This window comes from Prescottella sp. D32 (genome assembly GCF_037287305.1).
GTDB lineage: Bacteria > Actinomycetota > Actinomycetes > Mycobacteriales > Mycobacteriaceae > Prescottella > Prescottella equi.
The window spans coordinates 54,803-76,838 of sequence record NZ_JARBSW010000007.1; the positions used below are offsets into that span (position 1 = coordinate 54,803).

22 protein-coding genes and 2 pseudogenes are annotated in these 22,036 nt (G+C 67.7%); 9 read left to right on the forward strand and 15 right to left on the reverse strand.

What is annotated here, in order from left to right; translation table 11 throughout:
- Nucleotides 1–85 precede the first annotated feature (85 nt).
- Nucleotides 86–1,759: a sulfatase family protein gene (locus tag PSS76_RS22965; RefSeq protein ID WP_337456661.1), complete on the forward strand. Its 1,674-nt coding sequence runs from the start codon at nt 86–88 to the stop codon at nt 1,757–1,759.
- A gap of 13 nt (nt 1,760–1,772) precedes the next feature.
- Here the strand turns inward: PSS76_RS22965 and PSS76_RS22970 are convergent, their stop codons facing one another.
- The 10 genes and pseudogenes from PSS76_RS22970 to PSS76_RS23015 form a co-directional block, all read right to left on the reverse strand.
- Complete coding sequence (locus PSS76_RS22970) at nt 1,773–2,471, reverse strand: methyltransferase domain-containing protein (protein ID WP_084846445.1); 699 nt, start codon at nt 2,469–2,471, stop codon at nt 1,773–1,775.
- A 79-nt stretch (nt 2,472–2,550) separates the two neighbouring features.
- Nucleotides 2,551–3,579: a COG1361 family protein gene (locus PSS76_RS22975; protein WP_084846444.1), complete on the reverse strand. Its 1,029-nt coding sequence runs from the start codon at nt 3,577–3,579 to the stop codon at nt 2,551–2,553.
- Between the two features lie 73 nt (nt 3,580–3,652).
- Nucleotides 3,653–4,177, reverse strand: a complete 525-nt coding sequence (locus tag PSS76_RS22980; protein WP_084846473.1) for a WxL domain-containing protein — start codon at nt 4,175–4,177, stop codon at nt 3,653–3,655.
- 141 nt (nt 4,178–4,318) lie between these two features.
- Complete coding sequence (locus PSS76_RS22985) at nt 4,319–4,690, reverse strand: alpha/beta hydrolase (RefSeq protein WP_337456663.1); 372 nt, start codon at nt 4,688–4,690, stop codon at nt 4,319–4,321.
- The gene (locus PSS76_RS22990) at nt 4,636–5,631 is read right to left on the reverse strand and encodes an alpha/beta fold hydrolase (protein ID WP_337456665.1); all 996 of its coding nucleotides are present in this window, start codon (nt 5,629–5,631) and stop codon (nt 4,636–4,638) included. The genes PSS76_RS22985 and PSS76_RS22990 overlap by 55 nt, the downstream gene beginning before the upstream one ends.
- Before the next feature lie 72 nt (nt 5,632–5,703).
- Nucleotides 5,704–6,093: pseudogene (locus PSS76_RS22995) on the reverse strand (MmyB family transcriptional regulator); the annotation flags it as partial.
- A 21-nt stretch (nt 6,094–6,114) separates the two neighbouring features.
- The gene (locus PSS76_RS23000; protein WP_084846442.1) at nt 6,115–6,546 is read right to left on the reverse strand and encodes a hypothetical protein; all 432 of its coding nucleotides are present in this window, start codon (nt 6,544–6,546) and stop codon (nt 6,115–6,117) included.
- A 348-nt stretch (nt 6,547–6,894) separates the two neighbouring features.
- Nucleotides 6,895–7,536 (reverse strand): hypothetical protein, encoded by a 642-nt coding sequence (locus PSS76_RS23005; RefSeq protein WP_084846441.1) that lies wholly within the window; start codon nt 7,534–7,536, stop codon nt 6,895–6,897.
- A complete protein-coding gene (locus tag PSS76_RS23010; RefSeq protein ID WP_337456666.1) occupies nt 7,523–8,926 on the reverse strand; it encodes a hypothetical protein in 1,404 nt (467 codons plus the stop codon). Before PSS76_RS23010 ends, PSS76_RS23005 begins: the two co-directional genes overlap by 14 nt.
- Before the next feature lie 131 nt (nt 8,927–9,057).
- Nucleotides 9,058–9,945: an ABC transporter ATP-binding protein gene (locus PSS76_RS23015; protein WP_084846439.1), complete on the reverse strand. Its 888-nt coding sequence runs from the start codon at nt 9,943–9,945 to the stop codon at nt 9,058–9,060.
- Between the two features lie 132 nt (nt 9,946–10,077).
- On the opposite strand from PSS76_RS23015, the gene PSS76_RS23020 reads away from it, so the two are divergent.
- From PSS76_RS23020 to PSS76_RS23030, 3 genes are all read left to right on the forward strand, one after another.
- The gene (locus tag PSS76_RS23020) at nt 10,078–11,412 is read left to right on the forward strand and encodes a sensor histidine kinase (protein ID WP_337456667.1); all 1,335 of its coding nucleotides are present in this window, start codon (nt 10,078–10,080) and stop codon (nt 11,410–11,412) included.
- Nucleotides 11,397–12,068 carry a response regulator transcription factor gene (locus tag PSS76_RS23025; RefSeq protein ID WP_272818716.1) on the forward strand — a complete coding sequence of 224 codons (672 nt, stop codon included), beginning with the start codon at nt 11,397–11,399 and terminating at the stop codon, nt 12,066–12,068. The genes PSS76_RS23020 and PSS76_RS23025 overlap by 16 nt, the downstream gene beginning before the upstream one ends.
- Nucleotides 12,069–12,579: 511 nt before the next feature.
- Entirely contained in the window at nt 12,580–12,843 is a 264-nt protein-coding gene (locus PSS76_RS23030) for a hypothetical protein (RefSeq protein WP_139810579.1), read from the forward strand.
- A 159-nt stretch (nt 12,844–13,002) separates the two neighbouring features.
- On the opposite strand, the gene PSS76_RS23035 is transcribed toward PSS76_RS23030, so the two are convergent.
- The 3 genes from PSS76_RS23035 to PSS76_RS23045 are packed head-to-tail and all read right to left on the reverse strand — an operon-like array spanning nt 13,003 to nt 14,878.
- Nucleotides 13,003–13,800, reverse strand: coding sequence for an ABC transporter permease (locus tag PSS76_RS23035; RefSeq protein ID WP_084846435.1), 798 nt, complete (start codon nt 13,798–13,800; stop codon nt 13,003–13,005).
- Nucleotides 13,797–14,516: an ABC transporter ATP-binding protein gene (locus PSS76_RS23040; RefSeq protein WP_084846434.1), complete on the reverse strand. Its 720-nt coding sequence runs from the start codon at nt 14,514–14,516 to the stop codon at nt 13,797–13,799. The genes PSS76_RS23035 and PSS76_RS23040 overlap by 4 nt, the downstream gene beginning before the upstream one ends.
- On the reverse strand, nt 14,513–14,878 hold the full coding sequence (locus PSS76_RS23045) for a hypothetical protein (RefSeq protein ID WP_084846433.1): 366 nt from the start codon (nt 14,876–14,878) through the stop codon (nt 14,513–14,515). The genes PSS76_RS23040 and PSS76_RS23045 overlap by 4 nt, the downstream gene beginning before the upstream one ends.
- 81 nt (nt 14,879–14,959) lie before the next feature.
- Here PSS76_RS23045 and PSS76_RS23050 point away from each other — a divergent pair, with 81 nt between their 5' ends.
- From PSS76_RS23050 to PSS76_RS23060, 3 genes and pseudogenes are all read left to right on the forward strand, one after another.
- The gene (locus tag PSS76_RS23050) at nt 14,960–15,511 is read left to right on the forward strand and encodes a helix-turn-helix domain-containing protein (RefSeq protein WP_084846432.1); all 552 of its coding nucleotides are present in this window, start codon (nt 14,960–14,962) and stop codon (nt 15,509–15,511) included.
- 162 nt (nt 15,512–15,673) lie between these two features.
- A pseudogene (locus PSS76_RS23055) lies at nt 15,674–15,839 on the forward strand (thioredoxin-disulfide reductase); the annotation flags it as partial.
- Between the two features lie 104 nt (nt 15,840–15,943).
- Entirely contained in the window at nt 15,944–17,191 is a 1,248-nt protein-coding gene (locus PSS76_RS23060) for an amidohydrolase (RefSeq protein WP_084969012.1), read from the forward strand.
- Nucleotides 17,192–17,208: 17 nt separating this feature from the next.
- Here the strand turns inward: PSS76_RS23060 and PSS76_RS23065 are convergent, their stop codons facing one another.
- Both PSS76_RS23065 and PSS76_RS23070 read right to left on the reverse strand, forming a co-directional pair.
- Nucleotides 17,209–18,012, reverse strand: a complete 804-nt coding sequence (locus PSS76_RS23065) for an SWIM zinc finger family protein (RefSeq protein WP_069855966.1) — start codon at nt 18,010–18,012, stop codon at nt 17,209–17,211.
- Complete coding sequence (locus PSS76_RS23070) at nt 18,009–20,816, reverse strand: DEAD/DEAH box helicase (protein WP_491963294.1); 2,808 nt, start codon at nt 20,814–20,816, stop codon at nt 18,009–18,011. Before PSS76_RS23070 ends, PSS76_RS23065 begins: the two co-directional genes overlap by 4 nt.
- 88 nt (nt 20,817–20,904) lie before the next feature.
- Between PSS76_RS23070 and PSS76_RS23075 the strand changes: the two genes are divergently transcribed.
- Together PSS76_RS23075 and PSS76_RS23080 are read left to right on the forward strand one after the other, a co-directional pair.
- The gene (locus tag PSS76_RS23075; protein WP_005514083.1) at nt 20,905–21,222 is read left to right on the forward strand and encodes a hypothetical protein; all 318 of its coding nucleotides are present in this window, start codon (nt 20,905–20,907) and stop codon (nt 21,220–21,222) included.
- 78 nt (nt 21,223–21,300) lie between these two features.
- Complete coding sequence (locus PSS76_RS23080) at nt 21,301–22,005, forward strand: HNH endonuclease family protein (protein ID WP_337456672.1); 705 nt, start codon at nt 21,301–21,303, stop codon at nt 22,003–22,005.
- Nucleotides 22,006–22,036 lie beyond the last annotated feature (31 nt).

Genomic DNA, 22,036 nt, shown 5'->3' on the forward strand with positions numbered 1-22,036 from the left:
CGAACCCCAGGTAGCAGCCCTGATCCTCGGACAGAATGACGATCCGAACGCCGGATCTCAGCGCATCCCGGACGGAGATCAGCAGATGGACTCCCTGAGCCAACCGACACTCGACGCGGTCGATCACCCGTTCTCCCGGCGGACGTTCCTCGGCGGCGCCGGCGCCCTGCTGGTCGCCGGCATGGCGGGAGCGGGCGCGCGTGCGGCGGCATCGCGTCCGGCGCCGACGGCCGGGCACGGCGCGCTGCCGCACCGGCCGAACATCGTCGTCGTCATCACCGATCAGGAACGGGCCCCGATGTTCTGGTCCGAGGGCTGGGCGGAGACGAACCTGCCGAACCGAAAGCGTCTCGCGGACACCGGGCTCACGTTCGACGGCTGCTGCTGCAATGCCGCAATGTGCTCGCCGAGTCGCAGCACGTTCTTCACCGGCTTGTACCCCGCACAGCACGGCGTGACCGCGACGCTCACCGAAGGTGGCACCGTCTCACCGACGGAACCGACCCTCCCGCTGGGCATTCAGAACATGGCCAAGCTCCTCGACTCGGCCGGCTACAACGTGCACTACCGAGGCAAGTGGCACATGAGCAAGGGCGAGGAGGGCGGCGACCCGTCGAGCGCAGACGTCGCGGCGTACGGCTTCCGGGGCTGGGTTCCACCGGAAGGCGGCCAGGACACCGACCCGGATCACTTCGGCGGTGGCTGCGCCGACCTCGACAGCCGGTACGCGTCGGAAGCCGTCGAGTTCCTGCAGGGACTCGACCCGAACGACGATCGCCCGTTCGCCCTCGTCGTCTCGTTCGTCAATCCGCACGACGTGCTCGCCTACCCCCAGACGTGGGACGCCATCAACGGCACCTGCGACAACTACGGTTCGGACGCGCCCGGAATCTTCGAGCAGGGCATCGACCTGCCGCCGACGTACGACGAGGCCTTGGCCCGGAACTTCAAGCCCACCGCGCAGATCCAGTCCCAGGTGCTTCTCGCCGCCGGGCTGGGTCCGTTGCCCGGGCAGGACGCCGCCCGCAACTATGTGAACTTCTACGCGTACATGCACAAGGTGGTCGACGAGCACATCGGTGCGGTACTCGACGCCCTCGAAGCCCGACCGGGGATGCGGGAATCGACAGTGGTGATCCGGATGTCGGACCACGGCGAGATGGGCATGTCACATGGTGGCCTGCGGCAGAAGGTGTTCAACGCCTACGAGGAGACGTTGAAGGTCCCGCTGGTGATCAGCAATCCGACGCTCTTCCCCCGGCCCGTCCACACGGCCGCGCTCTCGTCCCTGATCGACGTCATGCCCACTCTCGCGAGCCTCGCGGACGTGCCGGACCGGTCCGCGTGGGACTTCCGCGGCGTCGATCTCATGCCGATCGTCACCGATGCCGCCGCGAACCCGGCGGCGCCGAGCACCGAGGTGCAGGACGTCCTCCACTTCACCTACGACGACCAGAACTGCGCCACCCCCGACGGCCAGAGCATCGTCACGCAGCCCAACCACATGCGCACCATCCGCGACCACCGGTGGAAATACTCGGCGTACTTCGATCCGGACGGGGTGGCGCCGCCACAGTTCGAGATGTACGACCTGCAGACCGACCCCTTGGAGCTGCACAACCGCGCGAATCCGTTGAACCTCGGCTACTTCGACCCCGTGCAGGCGATGCGGATGCACGCGAAGTTGTTCGAGGTGATGGAGCGTTGCGGGACGACGCCCACCCGTGGGCTCAGCGCGGTCCCGGTCGGCGGCTCGTAGGGGCCGCGATCGGTCACCGCGCTGAGCACACCAGCATCTCGGTGCCGCCGCTTTGGAAGTCGTAGGCGACCGATCGTATTTCGTGGGCGATGCCCCGGGCGTCGAGACGTCGACGCAGCTCGCCCAGGCCGGCGTATCGATCAGTCCGCCCACTCGGCACCAGCGGGAAGACCCGAACCTCGCGCGCCGAGACGCGGAGCAGTTCGGCCAGGAACCGGTCGTGATCGTCGACATCCAGTCGGTCCGCGTACGTGAACAGTAGGTGCGACGACAGCACCAGGTCGAAGGAGCCGTCCGGAAACGGCAATGCGGGGAGTGCTCCGGGGACGTACATCTCGGGGTGTGCCTGCAGGTCCTCGGCAAACCGGTCCACCGACGCGAACCGGTGTTCGAGGTGGTGCTCGGCGTCACGGAAGAAGCTCCCCGCGAACCGTTCCGGTCGCTGCGCGATGTAGCTGTTGCCGCGGATCGTCTCGGCGCGTGCAGTCGCGGCCAACGCCGAGGTGTCCGCGTATGCGATGTCGCACGCGGTGACGTCGATCCCGCGGGCGCGGCCGGTCGCGGTGAACGACGACGCACCGGCGGGGCAGTCCAGAACGGCGCCCGTCAGGTCGTCGCAGCTCAGCGCGAACATCGCGACGTACTCGTCGAACGAACGCGACGAGATCAACATCGGCCCGATTCCGGCGCTCTCGGTGTCCGTGTGCGTCATGGCAACTCCTTGTTGAGTGCGGTTCGCACGTATCCTGCCCGAGCCGGCCGGTGGCACGGAACTCGGTCGCCAGCCGCCGTCAAATGCTGTTGCGCCTCGCCCGCCTGCGCAGCGCGATCGCGGTGACGCCCGCGATCAGCGCGAGGACGCCCAACCCGATGAACACGGCGGGGAGGTGGCGCGACCCTGGAACGCCGAACTCGGCGCTTCCGGAGTCGGGGAACGTGATCTGCGTTGCGGCACTGCGCTCGACCAACCCGCTCTCGAGGGTGACCGAAGCGTTCCAAGGCCCGGGCGGAATGTCCTTGTTCAGTGTCGCCGTGACAGCACCGGCAGTACCGGGCGCCAACGTGGTGATTCCCGCGACGGAGAACGGACCCGCGTTGAGCCCGCCGGGCCCGTCGCCGAGCGTCAGCCTGCCCTTCAGATCCAGTGCCCGCCCACCGGTATTGCGGACGTTGGCCTCGAGGACCGGCGTGCCGTCGTCGGACCGTGCGGCGGTCAGGGACTCGATGGCGAAATCGGCCGCGGGCGGATTACCCGGCCCCACAGACAGATACAGCCTTATACCGACCCTGCTGATCTGCGCGACCGGCGATTGCGGCGACGCCGCCGAGCGGACCTCGGCCCACAGGACCGCGTACTGCTCCCCCGGAGGCGCGTCCTGCGGTACGGCGATGGTCGCGACGGCTTCGGCGGCGGAATGTGCGTCCACCCGCACTTGGGCGGGGGCGATCGAGGTCCAAGTCGTCAGGTCGTTGGCGACCTGACCGGCCGCCCCGGTGAACTGGCCGCGGTCGATCCCCGCCGCCGAAGGATAGAGCCGCACATCGGCGGCCTCGCCCGTGGTGTTCGTAACCTCGAATCGCCTGCTGATGGTCGTTCCCGGCGCGAGGTGATCGACGATGTACACCCTCGCACGCGGGTCGCTTCCGTTGTTCGACGGCGCCTCGAGCAGGCGCACACCGATGCCTTCGTTCTGCGTCGGCGACGACTGGGCCGCGGAGAGCGCCGACCCGGACGCCAGCAACGCGAACGCGCTGATCAGAGCCGCGACGGACGCGATCCGCCGGGCGACGAAACTGGTGCAGTGATGAGAGCTGCGCACTCTGAAAGATCCCCCAGGGCGGTGATGGGAATCGGTGTGGGTGCGGGACGCCGCACCCACACCGATCTCCGGGTCAGGCGACGGACGTCGAAACCGTTCCGGTGTAGACACCGGCGAGAGCGTCCGACGGCAGTCCGACGGTCAACGTCGGGTTCCAGCTGGCGGTGTTGTTGCCCCGCGCGGCAGTACCCGCGACCACGGTCTTGGCGGAATCGAGTCCGGCGACGGCCGACGGGGTCGTCGTCACGGTTCCCGTGCGCTCGACGGTGCCGGGGTTGTACTGCACCTGAGTCGCGGCAATCGTGGTATCTCCACTCTCCGCAGCCAACGCGAACTCCGACGAGGACACGGTGACTGTCCAACCCGCATTGTTACCGCGACTGTCGGTGACCGTGACCTCCCCCAACAGTCCGAGGACGTCCGATGCACCGGTCTGCGCGGTGTTGAGCGCGGCAGAGGCCTGAGGAGCGATGCTCAGCCCTCCGGCCACGAGTTCGAAAGTTGTGGTGGTGTCCTCCGCACTCGCGTTGGCCGGAGCGACCAACGCGGCAGCGACCGCGACCCCCGCCACCCCGAAACTTGCCAGTTGTTTCCGCATGATCACTCCTTCGTGAGGTGCGCCCCGACAGCACACGGATGAAACGGACCCTAACACCGAAAGTCTCGACCGGTCGGTTGGTTGAATGTGAAAACACCTGTCCTGGACGGTCTTTCAACTCCACGTGTCGACCAGAAGAGATCAGGTCGGATCGCACACATCTTGCGAGAGCCGGCCTGCACGGAGGAAATCGGTGACGAGCCAGCCACACGACGACCCCACCGTCGACCCGTGCACACCATCCTCGATTGTCAGGAGCCGGCCGCCCATCGCGGCTTGCGCATCGAGCGCCCACACATATGGGGTGACCGACTCGTCCCGGTGTCCGATGATCAGCAGGTCCGTGCCGGTGTTCGCCACGGCCGTCGGCTCGGCAGCGAGGGGCCAACCGCTGCACAGACTTACGCCGGGCACGTCCGAGTCGGCCGGGAACTCGATGCGCCGCTGGGGATTTCGATTCAGCGCCGCATTGATCGTCCGGTGTTCGGCGAGCTGGACAGTGCTGTCGCCCACGGAGTCGAGGCTATTGCAGATGTAGGCGGTTCCGGCCGTCGGATCGAACGCACGCTCGAGGAACTCGGTGGTTGCCGGGTCGAGCGGGGCGTCGTTGTCGTCGGGAGCCGGGGCGTCACCGGGCGGCACATCGGGTTCGTCGGGGGTGACCCCACCATCGTCCCCGGCCCCGAGGGCGGCCGCGTCGGGCACCATCTCCGGTGGAACGTCCGGGTCGGCCGCCGCGAGCACAACGCGTCGCCCGCCGAGGTGCCGGTGTAGTCCATGCTGTCGAGGACAACCCGGTGCAGGTGCTCGGGGAAACTCGACTGCAGTTCGGCGCCGAGGACGGTGCCCCACGAGACGCCGAGGAAGTCGATCGTGTCCAGGCCCAGCGCGCCCCGAACCGCGTCGACGTCGCGGGCAGCGTTCGCGGTGGTCAGTGACCCGACGAACTCCGGGTCGGCCTCGACGCAGTCTCTGTTGGCGGCTGCGATGTTGTCGGCGTATCCGGCGAGGCTCTCGTCGTCGCGGGTGTCCGGCTCGTCGGGTTCAGCGCAGTCGATGCGCGACGAGTAGCCGATACCGCGCAGATCGATCCCGACGACGGTGCCACCGAGCCCGAGGCTCGAGGCCACCGTGGCCGCCATGCTGCGGCCCTCGACACCGGGACCGCCGGGGTTGACGAACAGCGTGGGCGCGGCCGGATCGGTTCCCACGACACGGCTGAGCGCGAGTTCGATCGTCCGGCCTTCAGGGTCGTCGTAGTCGAGCGGGACGTCCACCGACGCGCACTGCAGGCGATCGACCACACCCTCGTCCACGCCGAGATCGGTGACGTACGCGGCCAGGTCTGCGCAGGGTTGCCACGCAACGGTGTCGGCGGCCACGGCTCCGCCACACCCGGACAGCGCGCCGGCGCCGAGCACCGCCACACCCGTCCACACCGCCGTCCGACGCATTCTCACCAATCCCTCGCCTGTATTGCCGCGGTTCCACGGTAGAGGGCTCGCGAAAGTGCGCTGGTCGGCCGCCTACCGGCGCGCTGCCAGGAACTCGGACGTCGCCGCGTCGGCGGGAAAGAACGTCTCGATGGCGAGCTCGGACACCGCGACGTCGAGCGGCGTACCGAAGACCGTCGTCGTACTGACGAACGACAGATCGTGATCGCCCGCGCGCACCCGGAGCGGCACGACGAGCGCCGGCCCGGCCTCGGTCGCGTCGGCGCCGCCCGGGTACCCGGTGAGCTCGACGCGCAGCCGGCGCAGTTCGTCGTCGCCCGTCGCGTCGATCTGCCGGTCCAGCCGGTGCAACACGTACGCGCGCCATTGGGCAAGGTTCGTGATCCGCGGCGCCATCCCGTCCGGGTGCCAGCTCAAGCGCAGCACGTTGACGGGCGGCTCCAACAGAGTGACACGCGATCCCAGTCGGGCGTAGGGGTGAAGCTACAGGGTCGTCGATCCCAGGATCATGCCGAGTGGCGCGAGGATCGCAGCCGCCGCAATTGCCAGCGGATTCCCGGCGAGCATGCCGTCGCGGAGCCAACTCCCGATCTGAGCTGCAAAATCGTTCGAACCCATTGTCTGCGCGCCTTCCCTCGATCTCACGTGTTCTTCTGTCCCAGGTTCATCGCCGGGCATGGCAACTGTGTTACGGCCAGCCCACCGCCACACGAACTTGATCGTCGAACTCTCGAAGGTCTGCTCGGCCGCTGGGCCGCCGCCGAACGCCACCGGGTCGAAGCAGCAACTACGACCGGTGATGAGCGGTTGACTGCAGCGGAACGCACCGAGCTCGCCCGTCTCCGCAAGCAGATGCTCGAGCAGGACAAGGACATCGCGTTCTTGAAAGAACGCCTCGGCATACTTGGACGCCAATCAAGGGAAGGTAGAGCGGGCTGCCTGAAGAGCTACGAATCTGGCGCAATGCAGAGGCCCACCGATGATGTTCTGGTCCGCCAACAGCATGAACGGGTGGCGCTACGCGCTCATGATCATAGCGATGATCGCGTTCTGGGTGTTGATCGTCCTCGCGGTGATTGGTCATTCGAGTACTCGCCCGGACACACAGCCGCCCATCCTCACGCCGATACTCCTGAGCAGCTCCTCGCACAGTGCCTGGCCCGCGGCGAGATCGGCGACGACCGATACCACACACCTCGAGTGGCCGCCTGGTAGTACCGTCCCTGCGAGGCGTGCATTCACTCTAGGTACTTCGCTCTGGTCTCAGCGAGGGTCCGTCATTGCGGAGACGGCGCCATCTCCGGACCGTAGGCGCACCGGTATGCCGGCGGGATCTTGCGGCACCTCGATGGTGCTTGTGCCCGTCGCCGAGACGGCGTCCACCGCGTAACCGCCCGGGCCGGTGACAAGCGTGACGTCACCGTAGCGGGAGTTCAGATCGACGGCGGCACGGGTGTCGATCACCGTCAGATCGCCGAACTTCGAATTCCCTTGTACTACAGTCCCGTACGGAACGGCGATCTCGTATCGGGCGACGCAGGTGGGGCTACCGACGGCAAATCTATCGGGGCAACTCGCGCTGATCATCAGACCGGACCCGTCGGTGTCGATGCGTTCCTCGGGCTTGTCGCCGTCGGTGAACTCGAAGGAACGCCGGATCTCGATGTCGTCGCGGTCGGAGCCGATCACCTGGGCGCTCAGGGCTGCGGTGGTGACACCGAACTGTTTGGCACCCGCATCATCGAAATCGAGGGTGACGGACGTGGCGCCGCTGTAGCTGTCATTCCGTTGTTCGTGACTCGTGGAATCGGCAGTGCAGCCGGTGAGTGCTGCAGACGAAAGTGCGATTGCCGCAACGCCGGCAAAGACGCGGAACCTCCGGGGTGCGGTTTCAACGACGGGCATGGCGAATCTCCTGAACGAGTACGGTGGAGGCGATCAGCACGGCGCTGACGCCGAAGGACAACAGTGGGGACGGGCCGCCGAGTGACCCATCGGTGCGGAGCACGCCCATGACGTCGACCGCTGCGACCCCGTTGAGCACGGCGTACCAGATCAACAGGTAGAGGGCCTGGAACACGCGTGCAGTCCGGCCGATCGACCCGATCAGAAGCGCAAGGGCAGGGATTACCGTCGCACCCGCAACCCATGCGGCGACTCCGGTCGCGTCCGCTGCAAGCAGCATCTTCACCAGCGGGCCGACACCCGCGATGACCGCAATAAGCACGCCTGCACCCCACTCGGCGATGAGTCTGATGCGAGACGAGACACCGTACTGCACAAGGGGAGCGACGCCTTGTTCGTAGGTGAGTGTCCCGAGACGTGACCACAGCAGCACCGGCAACAACCATGCGAAGAGCAGTGCGGTGCCCGCGCGATCAGCGGGAACGGCGAGGGCTGTGATCGTTACGATCGCGAGTGTGAGCCACCACCACCGCGACACGCTTTCGAGATGAATGCGCACCTCGCCGAGCAGCAACCCGGGGAACGACTGTCCACGCTCGGCCGGCGACAGTGTTCGCGCGCTCTGTGAGAACGCCGGTGCAACGGGAGCTTCGGTTGCAGGTGCGGCAGACATATGCGAGGGAGTGCGTTGCCACCGTGCGGGGCCGAACCGGCCGAACCAGAGGGAGGGAAGGATGGCGACGATCGTCGAGGCGGCAATCAACCCCGCACTCGCGATGACGAGAGTCGTGTCGATGTCCATCCCGGACCACGTGAACTGCCCAAGTGCGCCCGGTTCCGCGGTGAGCCCGATCGAGATCTCGTCATCCATGCCGGGGTGCTGCGTCGCCAGGTCTGCCTGGAACCCTGTGGTAATTGATCCGTAGACCAGCGGAATCCCGGCGAGGAACATCGACGGATATACGAAGAACCACAGGATGTTTCCCGAACCCCCTCGCAAGAGCGGGACCGTTTCGAAGACGACGGCGGCTGCTGCGGCCACGGTCAGGACAGGAAGACAGAACAGCACGATCGGAAGCCAGAGTGCCGTCATGTCGAGGCTAGTGGATTCCCCGCGGAGAAGCTGCATCACGGGTGCGATCAGGGCGAGTGCGGCAGCCATCGCCGCGAGCACCATCAGGTTGCTCAGATACTTGCCCAGCAGATACGTCGGCGTGCGCAACGGGGAGGCGGAAAGCATTTCGCCTACGCCGGTGGAGATGTCGCGCGCGATACTGCTGCGGACGACGTAGAACCCGAGCAGCGGCAACCACAGGCTGCCGATCATGGCGAGCAACATGCCGATGTACGCGCTGTCGTACAGTCCCCGGAACGATCCGACCTTGACCATCGCGTACGTCGCCGATACCGGCGGGACGGCCACATAGCCGAGTGCGACAGCGCCGAGCACCGTCACCAGGAACGCGGGACGCCGCGAACGATCCCGGAAGTCTGCCATCGCGACGGCAGCGACAGCGCCTGTCATCGGATCACCCCGGCGGGCGCCATCGGGCTGTGGACCGCGTTGACGTACGCGTCTTCGAGATCGGGTTCGACAGGACGAGCCCCCGGCATCGGAGGTGTATGGGCGACCGCACGGACACGCACACCCTGTGCCGTTCGAACCGTGCGGGTAATCGTCGCTCGTTGCCGGATCTCGGTCACGGCATCGACCGGGACCGTCGCTTCCCACACCCGACCGTCCGCGGAACGGAGAAGTTCCTCGGGGGTGCCCCGCCGACGTAGTTCGCCGGCGGTGAGGATCGCGATGTCGTCGGCGATCGCTTCGATGTCCGACACGATGTGAGTGGACAGGATGACGATCCGGTCGTTCGCCAGATCCCCGAGCAGATTGCGGAACCGCATGCGTTCCTCGGGATCCAGCCCGACCGTCGGTTCGTCGACGATGAGCAGCTCGGGGTCATTGAGGAGCGCCTGCGCGATACCGACACGCTGGCGCATTCCGCCGGAAAACGTACCCACCGGCCGCGATCCCGTCTCCGTCAGGTTGACGAGTTCGAGCAGCTCGTCGACCCGCGCCTTGGCCGACCGCGAAGTCAGACCTTTCACTGCGGCGAGATACCGGAGGAACTCTCCGGCACTGAGATTCGGGTAGACGCCGAAATCCTGCGGGAGGTAACCGAGGACGTGTCGGAGCGGCTCCGGCCGAGCGACGATGTCGGTACCGTTCCACATGACCGTACCGGTGGTCGGGCGGGTGGTCGTGGAGAGAATGCGCATCAGCGACGACTTACCGGCTCCGTTGGGGCCGAGGAGGCCGAGAACCCCGGGCCCGACCCGCAGGCTGACGTCGGTGACAGCCTGTTTACCCCGATAGGTTTTGGTGACGTGGTTCAGCTCCAGTTGCATGACTTCAGCTGACCATTCGACCGGTGGTGCGGTCACTGGGTCCACGCCGCCGATCGAAGGTGGTGCCAGCACCACCTTTCGGCTGCCCTCCACCTCATCCTGAGGCAGCGACCGCGTCGATAGGCTCACTCGGTGTCCTCCAACGAACCGACCACGGTACTCACCGCGATCACACGGCGGCGCTTTCTGCTGACCGAGTGGCCGTGGCGGTCGCTGGGTCACGTGCTGACCACCGTCCCGGTGGTGTGCGTGGTCGCGTTGCCATTCGCAGCGTTCTGCGTCCCGTGGCTCGTGCTCGCCGTATGGTCCGGCGCCGGCATGTATCCACAACCACTCGGCAGAGTGCTGTTCCTCGGTGTCCTCGGCGCAGTGCTGGTGTTCGGGCTCGGCCCGTTGGTGGCGATACCGCTCGCAGCTCTGGAACGAACGCGCCTGCGCCTGGTGAGCCGCGACCGGGCGCTCTCGGCTCACCGTTGCCCTCCGGCAGCGGGCCTGTGGGCGTGGGTGTGCACCCGCTACACCGAGACGGCGACATGGAGGGGGCTCGGCTATGCGTTCCTGCTGCTCACTCTGGTGCCCGCGTTGTGGCTCTCGGGTGCGGTGATCGTCGGACTCATCGTGGTGATGGTGGTGAGCCCCCTCTTGGTAAGTGACGGCGACGAGGCGGTGGCTCTCGGTTTCAGCCAGATCACGGCAGTCGACCAGGCCATTCCGTACGCGATCGCGGGTCTACTTCTGCTGCCCGCGATCCCGTATGTGAGTGCTCTGATCGCGGGACTGCACGGTGCGCTCGCCCGGTCGTTGTTGTGCGGCGACGACCCGGACGCGCTTCGTGCACGACTTGTGGAGGTGTCCCGGTCCCGGGCCCGGTTGGTCGATTCTTTCGAGGCGGAACGTCGGAGGATCGAGCGGGACCTGCACGACGGTGCGCAGTCGCTGCTCGTCAACCTCACCTTGCAGTTGGGTATGGCCAAACTTGACCTCCCACCAGATTCCGCAGCCGCGAAAAGCGTGTCGCAGGCGCATGATCAGGCCAAGGAATTGATGGCGGAACTACGGCAACTCATTCGGGGAATCCATCCGAGGGTCCTCACCGATCGTGGCCTGCCCGACGCGTTGCGTGCGCTGGCCGAAGACTTCATGGCCCCGGTCGGCGTCACGGCGGACATCCCATCCCGCCCCGCCCTGGATGTCGAGGTCGCAGCGTACTTCGTCGTGGTCGAGGCGCTCAACAACGTCGCCAAGCATGCGGATGCGACGGCCGTCGCAGTGGCTGTCCGACGCGCCGGGGATCTGCTGGTCGTTGAGATCGTGGACGACGGCTGCGGTGGTGCGGATCCGGAACGAGGGAGCGGTCTGACGGGCCTGGCCGACCGGGTCGCGGCGGTCGACGGCAGAATGCTGCTGTCCAGCCCGCCTGGCGGGCCCACCGTTGTCCGTGTGGAGTTGCCGTGGATCGAGAACTGACTGCCGTGCGAGTGGTCCTCGCCGAGGATGGTGCACTGCTGCGCGAAAGCCTCGCCGCGATGTTCGAACGATTCGGGTTCGAGGTCGTGGCTGCAGTCCCCGATGCCGTGAAATTGGAATCGGCTGTCGCCGAGCACCGTCCGGATCTGGTTGTGACCGATGTGCGGATGCCGCCGGGTTTCACCGACGAGGGGTTGCGCGCAGCAGTGGCACTGCGACGAACCTATCCGGGGCTTGCCGTGGTGGCGCTGAGCCAGTATGTCGAACTGAGTTACGCCGACGAACTCATGGGTGCGGAAGGTGGGCGGGTCGGCTATCTGCTGAAGGATCGCATCGTCGATGTCGAGGAGTTCGTCTCCACTCTGCGTCAAGTGGTCGCCGGCGGCACTGTGATCGATCCGATGGTCATAAAGCAGTTGTTCCGTCGCCGGCGGGATCCGTTGGCGCAGTTGTCGCCGCGCGAACGCGAGGTGCTCGCCTCGATCGCAGAGGGACATTCGAATGCGGCGATCGCCGCACAGTTGTTCATCACCGAATCGGCGGTGGGCAAGCATGTCGGCAACATCTTCAACAAACTGGTGCTGCCGCCGACCGACGACACGAATCGTCGGGTGCTGGCCGTGCTCGCGTATCTACGCCGCCACGAGCTCGGCTGAGACAGATCCGACGCCCGAATCATCCGATGTGTTGATGCCCCGGCCTTCTGTTTGACGACAGTGGCCACCGCCCGCAGCCAAGGGGCGCAGCTTGCGGCACAGATCCCCGTGGCCCGCTTCGAGACCATTCCTGGCGCGGGCTACCTGTGATGTCAAGGGACGTTGGTCAGCCTGGTGACTGGTGACTGGTGACTGGCCGCCGATGGCGGAGTGGGCTCGGTGGTGCTTGTAGAAGTGCAGCCGGATCGGTGGTGCGTGTCAGCGCCCGCGTGCGGTGGCGGTCAGCGCGCCGATGATCAGGGCATCCGGCAAGCCGTAGGCCTCGATCGTCGCCTACCCGGGGAAGTCGGCTAGCGCAGTGCGCTGGCCGGGCCGGCGCACCCGCATCCCAACCTCGACTACACCGCGCAGAGACTGGACGAGCGCGGTGATACCGAGGATGGAGTAGGTGTTCAGCGGCGCCCGAGCGAAGGTGACGCCGCCGGCTCCGCCGCCGCGGCCTACACCGCCAATGGGAACAGCAGTGCAGGTCCACGACGGACACCTGATCGATTCCGATATCGGCCTGCTCGAGGGCTTCCCGTCCGGCCGCGCCGATCGCGGGGACGTACGCCAGGTCGCTGCGTTCGGAGACGAACCACTCCTCGTCGGCGTGCGCGCCGGCGTGCACGGGAAACCACTTGTCCCCCTGCCGCACAGCCCCCTTCTGCGCGGCGGCGGCGGTGCACCGGACACTGCCCCTGCGGCGCAACGGTTTCTGTCCGCTTTCGGTTGAAACTCCCCGCATCTCCGCCCGCCCGTTGCCGGCGTCGAGGTGATTTGCTGAGCGAGGCGGGACGAGTCCTCGGACGAGGGCGTCCCCTGATCGGTCGGTTCTGCGTAAATTCGGCGTATCCGACCCGCCGGACCGCGCAGCACTGCTCAGGCGGCGACGCTACGTGAGATCCCGTCGAAGCGGCGACGTCACTGCTACCACCGAGGCAGCCGCCGCGTAGCCGAGGAGCACGAGCGCGCCCACGAGCGGCGAGAGCAATGCGGGCACTCCCAGCGAAGATTCCTGGGCGACGGTATCGGCGAGGAACGTGAAGTCCATCAGTGAAGCAGTCGCGCCTCCAGGAAGGAACGGATAGAAGGCACCCAGTCCCGGGACGATCATGAGCGCAGGCTCAACAAGATAGAAATACCCGAGCACGACTCCCACGGCCACGAGCTGGTTGCGTGCCAGAGCACCGATACCCATGCCGAGCACCGTGTAGATTGCGGCGGCCACAGCCAGGCGGGCAAGAAGTGTCACCAGGTCGCCGGCGGAGGCGCCGAGGGTAATTCCGCGCATGGTGACGACGGACCACAAGGCGATTGCCGACGACAACGACATCAGCAGTCCATAAGCGAGCCCAAATACGCTGTAGACAGCCAGTTTCGCGCCGAGCACCCTGCCGCGACGAGGCACCGCAAGGAACGTCGAGCCGATGGTCTTGTGGCGGTACTCGCTCGTGACGGCTACCGTGCCGAACAGTGCGGGCACGAACAGGAGCAGCCCAGCGAGGCCGATAGCGATTCCCACACCTTCCGAGGTGTCGAGAGCGGGCATCGGAGGCGATGCGTTCTCCGGGCCCACCAAGCCCAGCAGCCCTGTGAGTCCGGCGCCGCTCGCGACGGCCGCAATCAGTGCCCACATGGGGAGGCGGGTGGAGAACAGTCGCGTGAGTTCACCGCGGACGGCATGCTTCATATCGCACTCTCCCGGGCGATGAGTCTGAGGTATGCCTCTTCCAATGTGTCGCCTCGCGTCGTGAGTTCGAGCAGGGCGCCCGTCCAGACAATCTGTCCGTGGTCGATGAGCACCACGTCGTCGATACTGTTCTGCAGTTCACCGAGGGCGTGGCTGGAGATCAGGACGGTACCGCCGGAGACAGCGAAATCCCGAAGGAAGTTGCGTAGCCACACAATTCCCGACGGGTCGAGGCCGTTGGACGGTTCGTCGAGAACGAGCACGTCCGGGTCGCCCAGCAGGGCGGTAGCGAGGGAGAGGCGCTGTCGCATGCCCGTGGAGTAACCGCCTACGCGCCGGTCGGCGAACCGGTCCAGTTCGACCGTTTCGATCACCTCGTCGACCCGATCCGACGGGTGACCGCCGAGGGCGCAGAAGGTACGGAGGTGATTGCGGGCGGTGGTAGCAGGATGCGCCGCCGCGATGTCCAGTACAGCGCCCACGGTTCGCGTGGGGGACGGAAGGTCGCCGTAGGCGATGCCGGCGAACAGCGCAGTTCCGCGGTCCGGACAGGTCAGTCCGAGCAGCATCCTCAAAGTCGTGGACTTGCCGGCGCCGTTCGGTCCGAGAAAACCCGTCACCTGACCCGGTTGGGCCGTGAAGGTAACGCCGCCGACTGCCTCTACTCGACCGAATCTCTTTGCGAGGCTGTTGACTTGGATGGAGACGCCCTTCATCGCACACCGGCCAGTCGGAGGGCATCGGCGACCTCGTATGCGTCCGGGCTGCTGAGAAGCAGTTCGCCGAACTTCTCATCGGCGTAGCGCCCACGAAGTCCGACACGCAGTGTCGGGTGGCCACGCTTCATCGAGACCAGCCGAGTGGTGCCGCGGGGGTGCAAGAAGGTGCCGACCTTCAGGTAGCCGGAGACTGTCAGGCCGGATCTGATGCCGAGAATTTCCGAGGTCCATCCCGGCAACACCTCGACGGTCGAGATCGAGTTCAGCGGTACAGCCATGGCGGAATGGCGGACCAGCAGGGCTTCCCACCGAGAAAAGGTCAGATGCAGGGCTGCTTCGTCGTAGATCAGTTGCGCCATAGCGTCAAGTCTCCCGTCGACGGTAAGCTCGTATCGATGTTGAGAACATTATCAGAGTGATAATAATCGCGAAAGGTCCCGATGGCGAGCAAGTCGACAATTGCCGACGTCGTACTGCATCCGGTTCGGTTGCGGATTGTGCAGCAGCTCGGAGGTCGCCGGCTGACGACCGGGGAACTCCGGGCGGCACTGCCGAGCGTCACCCAGGCCACGCTCTACCGGCACGTGGCGGCACTGATCGACGCGGAGATCGTCACCGTCGTCGACGAGCGCCGCGTGCGCGGGACCATTGAACGAACACTCGCGCTCGGGGAACGCATGGCACACGTCGGGCACGACGATCTCAATGCGATGAGCGACGCAGAACTCCGAAACGCCTTCCTGACCTTCCTGAGCGCACTCGGCGAGAGTTTCGACACGTTCATCGAGAACGAGGATCGAAACCTGCGGAATTACTTGGGTTTCGGCACCACACCGCTCTACGTCACCACCGACGACCTCGTGCAGATCCAGACACGGCTCGCCGAGCTACTCGCGCCGTACCAAACCGACTTCGGCGGGGACCGCACTCGCATCGCCTTGACCACCGCGGTGATTCCCAGTCCCCCAACGATCACCGGCGAGGACGATTGAATCAGCCCGCAACAGTTCGTCAGGGTGCGTCCGGATACTCATCCGGTGTTTCATCTTGTTTTGCAGGTCGTTTCGATACTTTGGTGCTGGTCGGTGTGCCCATTGGCTGTGTGCGCCTCCCGCAGCAGATTCCCACGACATCTGTACGGGGACAGGTGAGACGTCCGCTTCGTCACCAACGCCGAGCCCATCGAGGTCCTCGGCGAGAACAGCGTCACCGGGCTGGTAGTCCGCGACACCGTCACCGGCGAGCAGTCGACGCTGGACGTCACCGGGAATGTTCGTCGCGATCGGCCACGACCCGCGCAGCGAGCTCGTCATCGGACGGAACGGGATCACACCGAACGTAACGATCAGACCCCTCGGCCGAGAAGCCGCCCCGCCCCGCCCCGGAGCTGAGAGCATCGGATGACGGCTCTCGAAGGGAATGCCATGACCGTCCCCACTGACATCAGGATCGACCCGAGTCTCGTCGACCTGTACAAGGACTTGCACCGCCATCCCGAACTCGGTTTCCAGGAACATCGCACCGCCGGGATCGTGGCGGAGCATCTGCGGAAGGCGGGCTTCGAGGTCACCACGGGGGTGGGCCGGACCGGGGTGGTCGGTGTCCTGAACAACGGCGCGGGCCCGACCGCGCTGCTCCGCGCGGACATGGATGCTCTGCCCGTCCGCGAGGAGACCGGGCTCGACTACGCCAGCACTGCGACGGCCACCGACGCCGACGGCTCCACAGTGCCGGTTGCCCACGCCTGCGGCCACGACCTGCACACCACCTGCCTACTGGGCGCTGCGCGGGTACTCGCCGACGACCGGTCCGGCTGGGCGGGCACCCTGATGCTCGTGTTCCAGCCTGCCGAGGAACTCGGCGCCGGCGCGCAGGCGATGGTGGACGACGGTCTGTTCGACCGCTTCCCGAAGCCCGACGTCGTTCTCGGCCAGCACGTATCGCCCCTGCCGGCCGGCAAGATCGGGGCACACCCCGGCCCGTCGTACGCGGCATCGGACTCGCTGCGGGTGCGGCTCGTCGGCAGGGGCGCGCACGGGTCGATGCCGGAGACGTCGGTCGACCCGGTCGTGATGGCGGCGGCGACGGTGCTGCGCCTGCAGACCGTCATCTCCCGCGAGATCCCGGGAACCGCGACCGCGGTCCTCACCGTCGGCTCCATCCATGCCGGCGACGCCGCCAACGTCATCCCCGGCGAGGCCGAGCTCCAGCTCAACATCCGCAGCTACGACACACGGGTGCGTCAGCGAATTCTCGACGGCGTCGACCGCATCGTGCGCGGCGAGGCCCGGACAGCCGGGGCTCCGGAGGAGCCGACGATCACCGAGATCGAACAGTTCCCGATCGTCACCAACGACCCCGACACGGTCCGCAAGACGCTGGATGCCCTCGGCGTGTGGCTGGGACGGGAGAACATTCTCGATCCCGGCGCGGGCGCCGGCAGCGAGGACGTCGGGATCCTCGCGACCAGTTCCGGTGCCCCGCTGTCGTATTGGCTCCTGGGCGGTGCGGATCCGTCACTGTTCACCACGGGCGACATGACCGATCCGGCCCTGCTGAAGGTGCCGTCCAACCACTCGCCGCACTACGCGCCGGTGATCGAACCGACGCTGCCCATCGGCGTGGCGGCCCTCGTCACAGCCGCCCGCGCCTGGCTGCCGCCGACGTCCTGAGCGGGCCGCCCTCCCGGCTATCGCCGCCTGCGGAATCCGCTGCCGAGCGCTCGATAGCACTCGTCGAGATCGCGCAGTGCCGCGACCACTTCCGTCTCGCCCTCCGCGCCGTCGCGAAGCACCTTGCGCAGCAACATCGCGTCCAGATCGTCCGGCGCGGCCGCGAACTCGATCTCGGGCAACTGCGTGTACCGTGCACCGTCGCCGAAGTGGTCGTCGGTGCCGGTGCGGCCGGTGTCGTCGTCCTCACCGCCGACGGCCCGCGTCAGCGTGTCGAGATCGAGACCTCGCACCGTCAGCATCGTCAGCGGCTCGCGGTCGACGCGCTCGGCGAGCAGGTACGCGACCGCGGCCACGTGTTTGCACGGCCAGCCGGGATCGGGACACGTGCAGTCGAAGTCGAGTTCGCGTCCGCCGTCGGGCAGCAGCATCGGGGCCAGTTCCTGCGGAACCGCACCGGAGGCCAGCGCGGCGAGGGTGCCCGGGGTCGCTCGAATCGTCTCGACCAGTTCGGCGGTGTGCTCGTCGTCGAGCGTCCGCAGCGTCACCACCGCGGTGAACGGCGCGAGCTGGCTGCCCTGCACCTCACCGGTGACGCGCCCGGCCGCGATGTCGAGCGCCACCACCTGACCGCCGCGGGCGTACGTGCGGCCGCGGCTGAGCCGGCCGGTGTCGCCCACCTTCTCGAGCGATTCGATCAGCGCCCGCCCCCACCAACCGCGCGCGAACGCGCCTCTCTTGGAGGCCGATTCGACACCACCGACGACGGGGCGACGCTTACCGAAGGCGCTGAAGTCGGGACGGCCGCGCTGCGGACTCATTCGCCCACCGCCTCGTCGCCGAGGATCAGCAGGTCGTGCAACTGGTCGGCACTCATCTCGGTGATCCACTTCTCGCCGGTGCCGATCGCCAGATCCGCGAGTTCCTGCTTGTTCGAGATCATCGCGTCGATCCGTTCCTCGAGGGTGCCGACGCACACCAACTTGCGGACCTGCACGTCGCGGCGTTGTCCGATCCGGAAGGCTCGGTCGGTGGCCTGGTTCTCCACCGCGGGATTCCACCACCGGTCCAGGTGCACCACGTGATTGGCGGCGGTCAGGTTGAGCCCGGTGCCACCGGCCTTGAGGGAGAGCAGCATGACCGGCGGCCCGTCGTCGCCCTGGAACCGCTCCACCATCCGGTCGCGGCGCGCCTTGGGGACCCCGCCGTGCAGGAACGGCACATCGGTCCCGAACCGCTCCTCGAGGTACGGCACCACCAGGTCACCGAACTCCCGGAACTGGGTGAACAACAGGGCCCGCTCACCGTCCGCGGTGACCGAATCGAGGATGTCCTCGACCAGCGCCAGCTTGCCGGACCGGTGCCGGCCGCGCCGCAGCACCCCGGACCCGTCGCCGAGGAAGTGCGCAGGATGGTTGCACACCTGCTTGAGGCGCGTGAGCGCCGAGAGCACCGCGCCCTTGCGCTGCATTCCCTCGGTGTCCTTGATCTTCTTGAGCATGTCGTCGACGACGGCCCGGTACAGCGCTGCCTGCTCGACGGTGAGATTCGCCCGGACCGTCATCTCCTGCTTCTCCGGCAGGTCCGAGATGACGGCGGGGTCGGTCTTGACGCGGCGCAGGATGAACGGCGACGTCACCGCACGTAGCCGGGTGACCGCCGCCTCGTCCTGTTCCCGCTCGATCGGGACGGCGAAGCGGGCCCGGAAAGCCTGTGGGCTGCCCAGCATTCCACGGTTGACGAAGTCGAGGATGGACCGCAACTCGTCGAGGCGGTTCTCCACGGGTGTGCCGGTGAGGGCGATGCGGTGCTCGGCCGGGATGGCCCGGGCAGCGCGGGCCTGCGCGGTCGCGGAGTTCTTGATGTGCTGCGCCTCGTCGAGCACCACGCGGCGCCACGACTGCTCCCCCAGACCGGCCACGTCGCGGGCGAGCAGCGAGTACGTCGTGATGAACAGGTCGCTGGAGCGGACCGCCGCGGCCAGGTCCTCGCCGCGGCGGCGGTCGGCGCCGTGGTGGACGTGCACGCGCAGGTCGGGCACGAATCGCGCGGCCTCACGCTGCCAGTTGCCGACCACCGACATCGGGCACACCAGCAGGGTGGGATTGTCGGAGCGTTCGTGCGCGAGCAGCGCCAACAGTTGCAGCGTCTTGCCCAGGCCCATGTCGTCGGCGAGGACCGCGCCGAGTCCCGTCTCGCTCATGAACGCCAGCCAGTCCAGCCCGCGCTGCTGGTAGTGCCGCAACTCGGCGTTCAGCCCGGCGGGCTTGGGCACCTGCACCGGCTCGAGCGTGCCGTCGAGCAGCGTGCCCACCCACCCGGTGGCATGCAGTTCCTCGACCGGGACCGGCGGCCGTTCCGCCTCGGTGAGCTGCCCGAGCAGACCTCCGAGCGTCCCGTCCTCCCCCGAATTGCGCTGCGTCACATACCGGGCCGCCTGCGCCAGCACGGTGGCGTCGGCCTGCACCCATTGCCCCCGCAGCCGGACCAGATCGCTCTGGGTCTCGGCGAGCCGGGTCAGCTCGTCGGGAGTCAGGACCATGTCGCCGAGCGCGAGTTCCCAGTCGTAGCCGACGATCTCGTTCATGCCCACGGCCCGGTCCTCCGCGGCGGCCGGTACCGGCGGCGACGACACCTTCACGCGCAGCGACGGCGAGGCCGCCGCCCACGCGCGCGGCAACAGCAGCGGGATACCGGCGTGTTCGAGCGCCCGGGCCCCGTGCAGCACCAGGTCGGTCACGACCGCGGTGGGCAGGAGCAGATCGAGGCTGTCGGGGTCGGTGGGCAGGTCCCGCAGCCGTGGATACGCCGTCACCGCGGCGGCGAGTTTGCGCACCGCGATCTCGAGCAGCCGGGACTCCGTCCGGTGCAACCGGACCGGCGCGGGCGCCTCGCCCTCCGCGCGCAGGCACACCTGCAGACGCCACAAGGCGTCGTCGGCGAGGTCCGACTCGTCACCCTCCGCCGGCTCCGGCTCGAGCAACCGCAACACCAGTTCCGGCTCGTCGACCGTGAGGCTCTCGCGCCACGCGTCGAGCCCGGTCGCCATCTTGTGGTTGCCGCCGTCGTACGGCTCCCCGCGCAGCAGCGCCCGCAGCAACGGGTGCTCGGCGTCCCGGTCCCCCAACAGCTCGCGGACGACGGCGTCGGTGAGTTCACCGACGAAGTCGTCGAGGATCTCGCGCGGGGTGCCCTCGAACCGCTGCGCCGGCGGCATCGCGGACGCCAGTTCGGCCAGCCACGCGTGCTGGCGCTCGCCGCCGAGCAGCCGCCAGCGCGGCCACCAGTGCCCCTCGGTCCGGTACAGCTCGGGCACGACGCGACCGGCCCGCGCCCACCGTTCGACGCCCCGGGCGACGTGCGCCAGGTAGCGCAGGTCCCCCGAGACACCGGACGCGTCGTCCGGGACCGCGAGCAGGACGTCGGCGGCCTCGGCCGGCGCCAGCGCGAGGACCGGGACCCGCTGCTGCTCGACCCCGACGGCCGCCGGCACGTGCACGGTGTGGTGCCGCCGGAAGCGCCGGCGCAGCACCCGCGCGAGGGGCTCGGGTAAATCGGGCAGCTCGGAGTCCGGGCCCCGCCACAGCAGGAGGCCCGTGCCCGGCGACCAGAGCCCGTGCAGCATGTCGTCCATCCAACCAGCCGCAGCCGACATCCCTGGATTCCCGCCCGCCACCCGGCCCATACTGGGCGCAGAGGGAAGGTCGGCGCCGATGACGATCATGCTTCAGGTCTTCGAACAGGTGTACTCGCCGAGTACGCCCTGGCAGCAGCGCAAGGTCGCTTTCGTCGACGCCGATCACATCGTCGCGATGCGCCTCGACGGTCAGTCCGGCGTCTGGCTCGACGTCACCAAACAGGGCGAATCACACCGCCTGGCCACCACCCGCACGCCGGAGGAGGCGGTCGGCTTCCTGCTCAGCGTGTTCGGCAAGATCGCCGAATGCCGGCAGAACGGCGGCTCGTGGCTCATCGGGCACGACGGCGTCGACGCCGGATCGCTGCACGCCGCGAAGTTCCCGCACTCCTGAACCGGCCGCGCGCACCTGCCCTGTCGGTACCGTCCGGCACACTCGCTGCGACAGTGAGCGGTCCGGGGAGGGGCAGCGGTGGGGCGAGGTCGAATTCTGCTCGGGGCCGGCGCCGTCGCGCTGGCCTGCGTGTCGGCGGCGTGCGCCGCGGTGCCCGGCACGGTCGTACCCGCGCCGGGCAGTCCGTCCCGCACCGCGGTCGAGGGCCTTCTCGCCCGGGTCGAGGTGGTCGGGTCCCGGCCCGACGTCGCGGGCTACGAGCGCGGATGCCAGGGCGGGCAGGCCTGTGTGTTCGGCCCGGCCTGGTCGGACGATCACACCGGTCCCGGCGGCCACGACGGCTGCGACACCCGCAACGACGTCCTGGCGGCCGATCTCACCGACGTCGAGTTCCGCGGCGGTACCCGCGATTGCGTCGTCGTCGCGGGCACGCTGGCCGATCCCTACTCGGGGCGGACGCTCGCGTTCACCAAGCAGGACGCGAACGCTGTGCAGATCGACCACGTGTATCCGTTCCCGGCGGCGTGGGACATGGGCGCCGCGCGGTGGCCGATCGAGCGGCGCCGCGACTTCGCGAACGACGTCACCTACAACCTGCTCGCCGCCAGTGGTCCGGAGAACCAGGCCAAACGGGACAGCACGCCGTCGGGCTGGTTGCCGTCGGATCCGGCCTACCACTGCTTCTACGTCGGCAAGTATCTCGGTGTTGCCGTGCGCTACGGCCTGCCGATCACCGCCGCCGACCGCGACGCGATCGCCGCTGTCGCCGCCGACTGCGGATGACGAGTCGCCGACGCGATGCCCCGCCGCCGGT

What these genes read in the sequence shown, in the direction of transcription:
- PSS76_RS22990 (WP_337456665.1), bottom strand. Translation starts at nt 5,631, where the DNA reads ATGCGTCGGACGGCGGTGTGGACGGGTGTGGCGGTGCTCGGCGCCGGC.
- PSS76_RS23010 (WP_337456666.1), bottom strand. Translation starts at nt 8,926, where the DNA reads ATGGTCAAGGTCGGATCGTTCCGGGGACTGTACGACAGCGCGTACATC.
- PSS76_RS23040 (WP_084846434.1), bottom strand. Translation starts at nt 14,516, where the DNA reads ATGAAGGGCGTCTCCATCCAAGTCAACAGCCTCGCAAAGAGATTCGGT.
- PSS76_RS23015 (WP_084846439.1), bottom strand. Translation starts at nt 9,945, where the DNA reads ATGCAACTGGAGCTGAACCACGTCACCAAAACCTATCGGGGTAAACAG.
- PSS76_RS22965 (WP_337456661.1), top strand. Translation starts at nt 86, where the DNA reads ATGGACTCCCTGAGCCAACCGACACTCGACGCGGTCGATCACCCGTTC.
- PSS76_RS23030 (WP_139810579.1), top strand. Translation starts at nt 12,580, where the DNA reads ATGGGAACAGCAGTGCAGGTCCACGACGGACACCTGATCGATTCCGAT.
- PSS76_RS23065 (WP_069855966.1), bottom strand. Translation starts at nt 18,012, where the DNA reads ATGAGTCCGCAGCGCGGCCGTCCCGACTTCAGCGCCTTCGGTAAGCGT.
- PSS76_RS23070 (WP_491963294.1), bottom strand. Translation starts at nt 20,816, where the DNA reads ATGCTGCACGGGCTCTGGTCGCCGGGCACGGGCCTCCTGCTGTGGCGG.
- PSS76_RS22980 (WP_084846473.1), bottom strand. Translation starts at nt 4,177, where the DNA reads ATGCGGAAACAACTGGCAAGTTTCGGGGTGGCGGGGGTCGCGGTCGCT.
- PSS76_RS23005 (WP_084846441.1), bottom strand. Translation starts at nt 7,536, where the DNA reads ATGCCCGTCGTTGAAACCGCACCCCGGAGGTTCCGCGTCTTTGCCGGC.
- PSS76_RS23035 (WP_084846435.1), bottom strand. Translation starts at nt 13,800, where the DNA reads ATGAAGCATGCCGTCCGCGGTGAACTCACGCGACTGTTCTCCACCCGC.
- PSS76_RS22970 (WP_084846445.1), bottom strand. Translation starts at nt 2,471, where the DNA reads ATGACGCACACGGACACCGAGAGCGCCGGAATCGGGCCGATGTTGATC.
- PSS76_RS23045 (WP_084846433.1), bottom strand. Translation starts at nt 14,878, where the DNA reads ATGGCGCAACTGATCTACGACGAAGCAGCCCTGCATCTGACCTTTTCT.
- PSS76_RS23060 (WP_084969012.1), top strand. Translation starts at nt 15,944, where the DNA reads ATGACCGTCCCCACTGACATCAGGATCGACCCGAGTCTCGTCGACCTG.
- PSS76_RS23075 (WP_005514083.1), top strand. Translation starts at nt 20,905, where the DNA reads ATGACGATCATGCTTCAGGTCTTCGAACAGGTGTACTCGCCGAGTACG.
- PSS76_RS23050 (WP_084846432.1), top strand. Translation starts at nt 14,960, where the DNA reads ATGGCGAGCAAGTCGACAATTGCCGACGTCGTACTGCATCCGGTTCGG.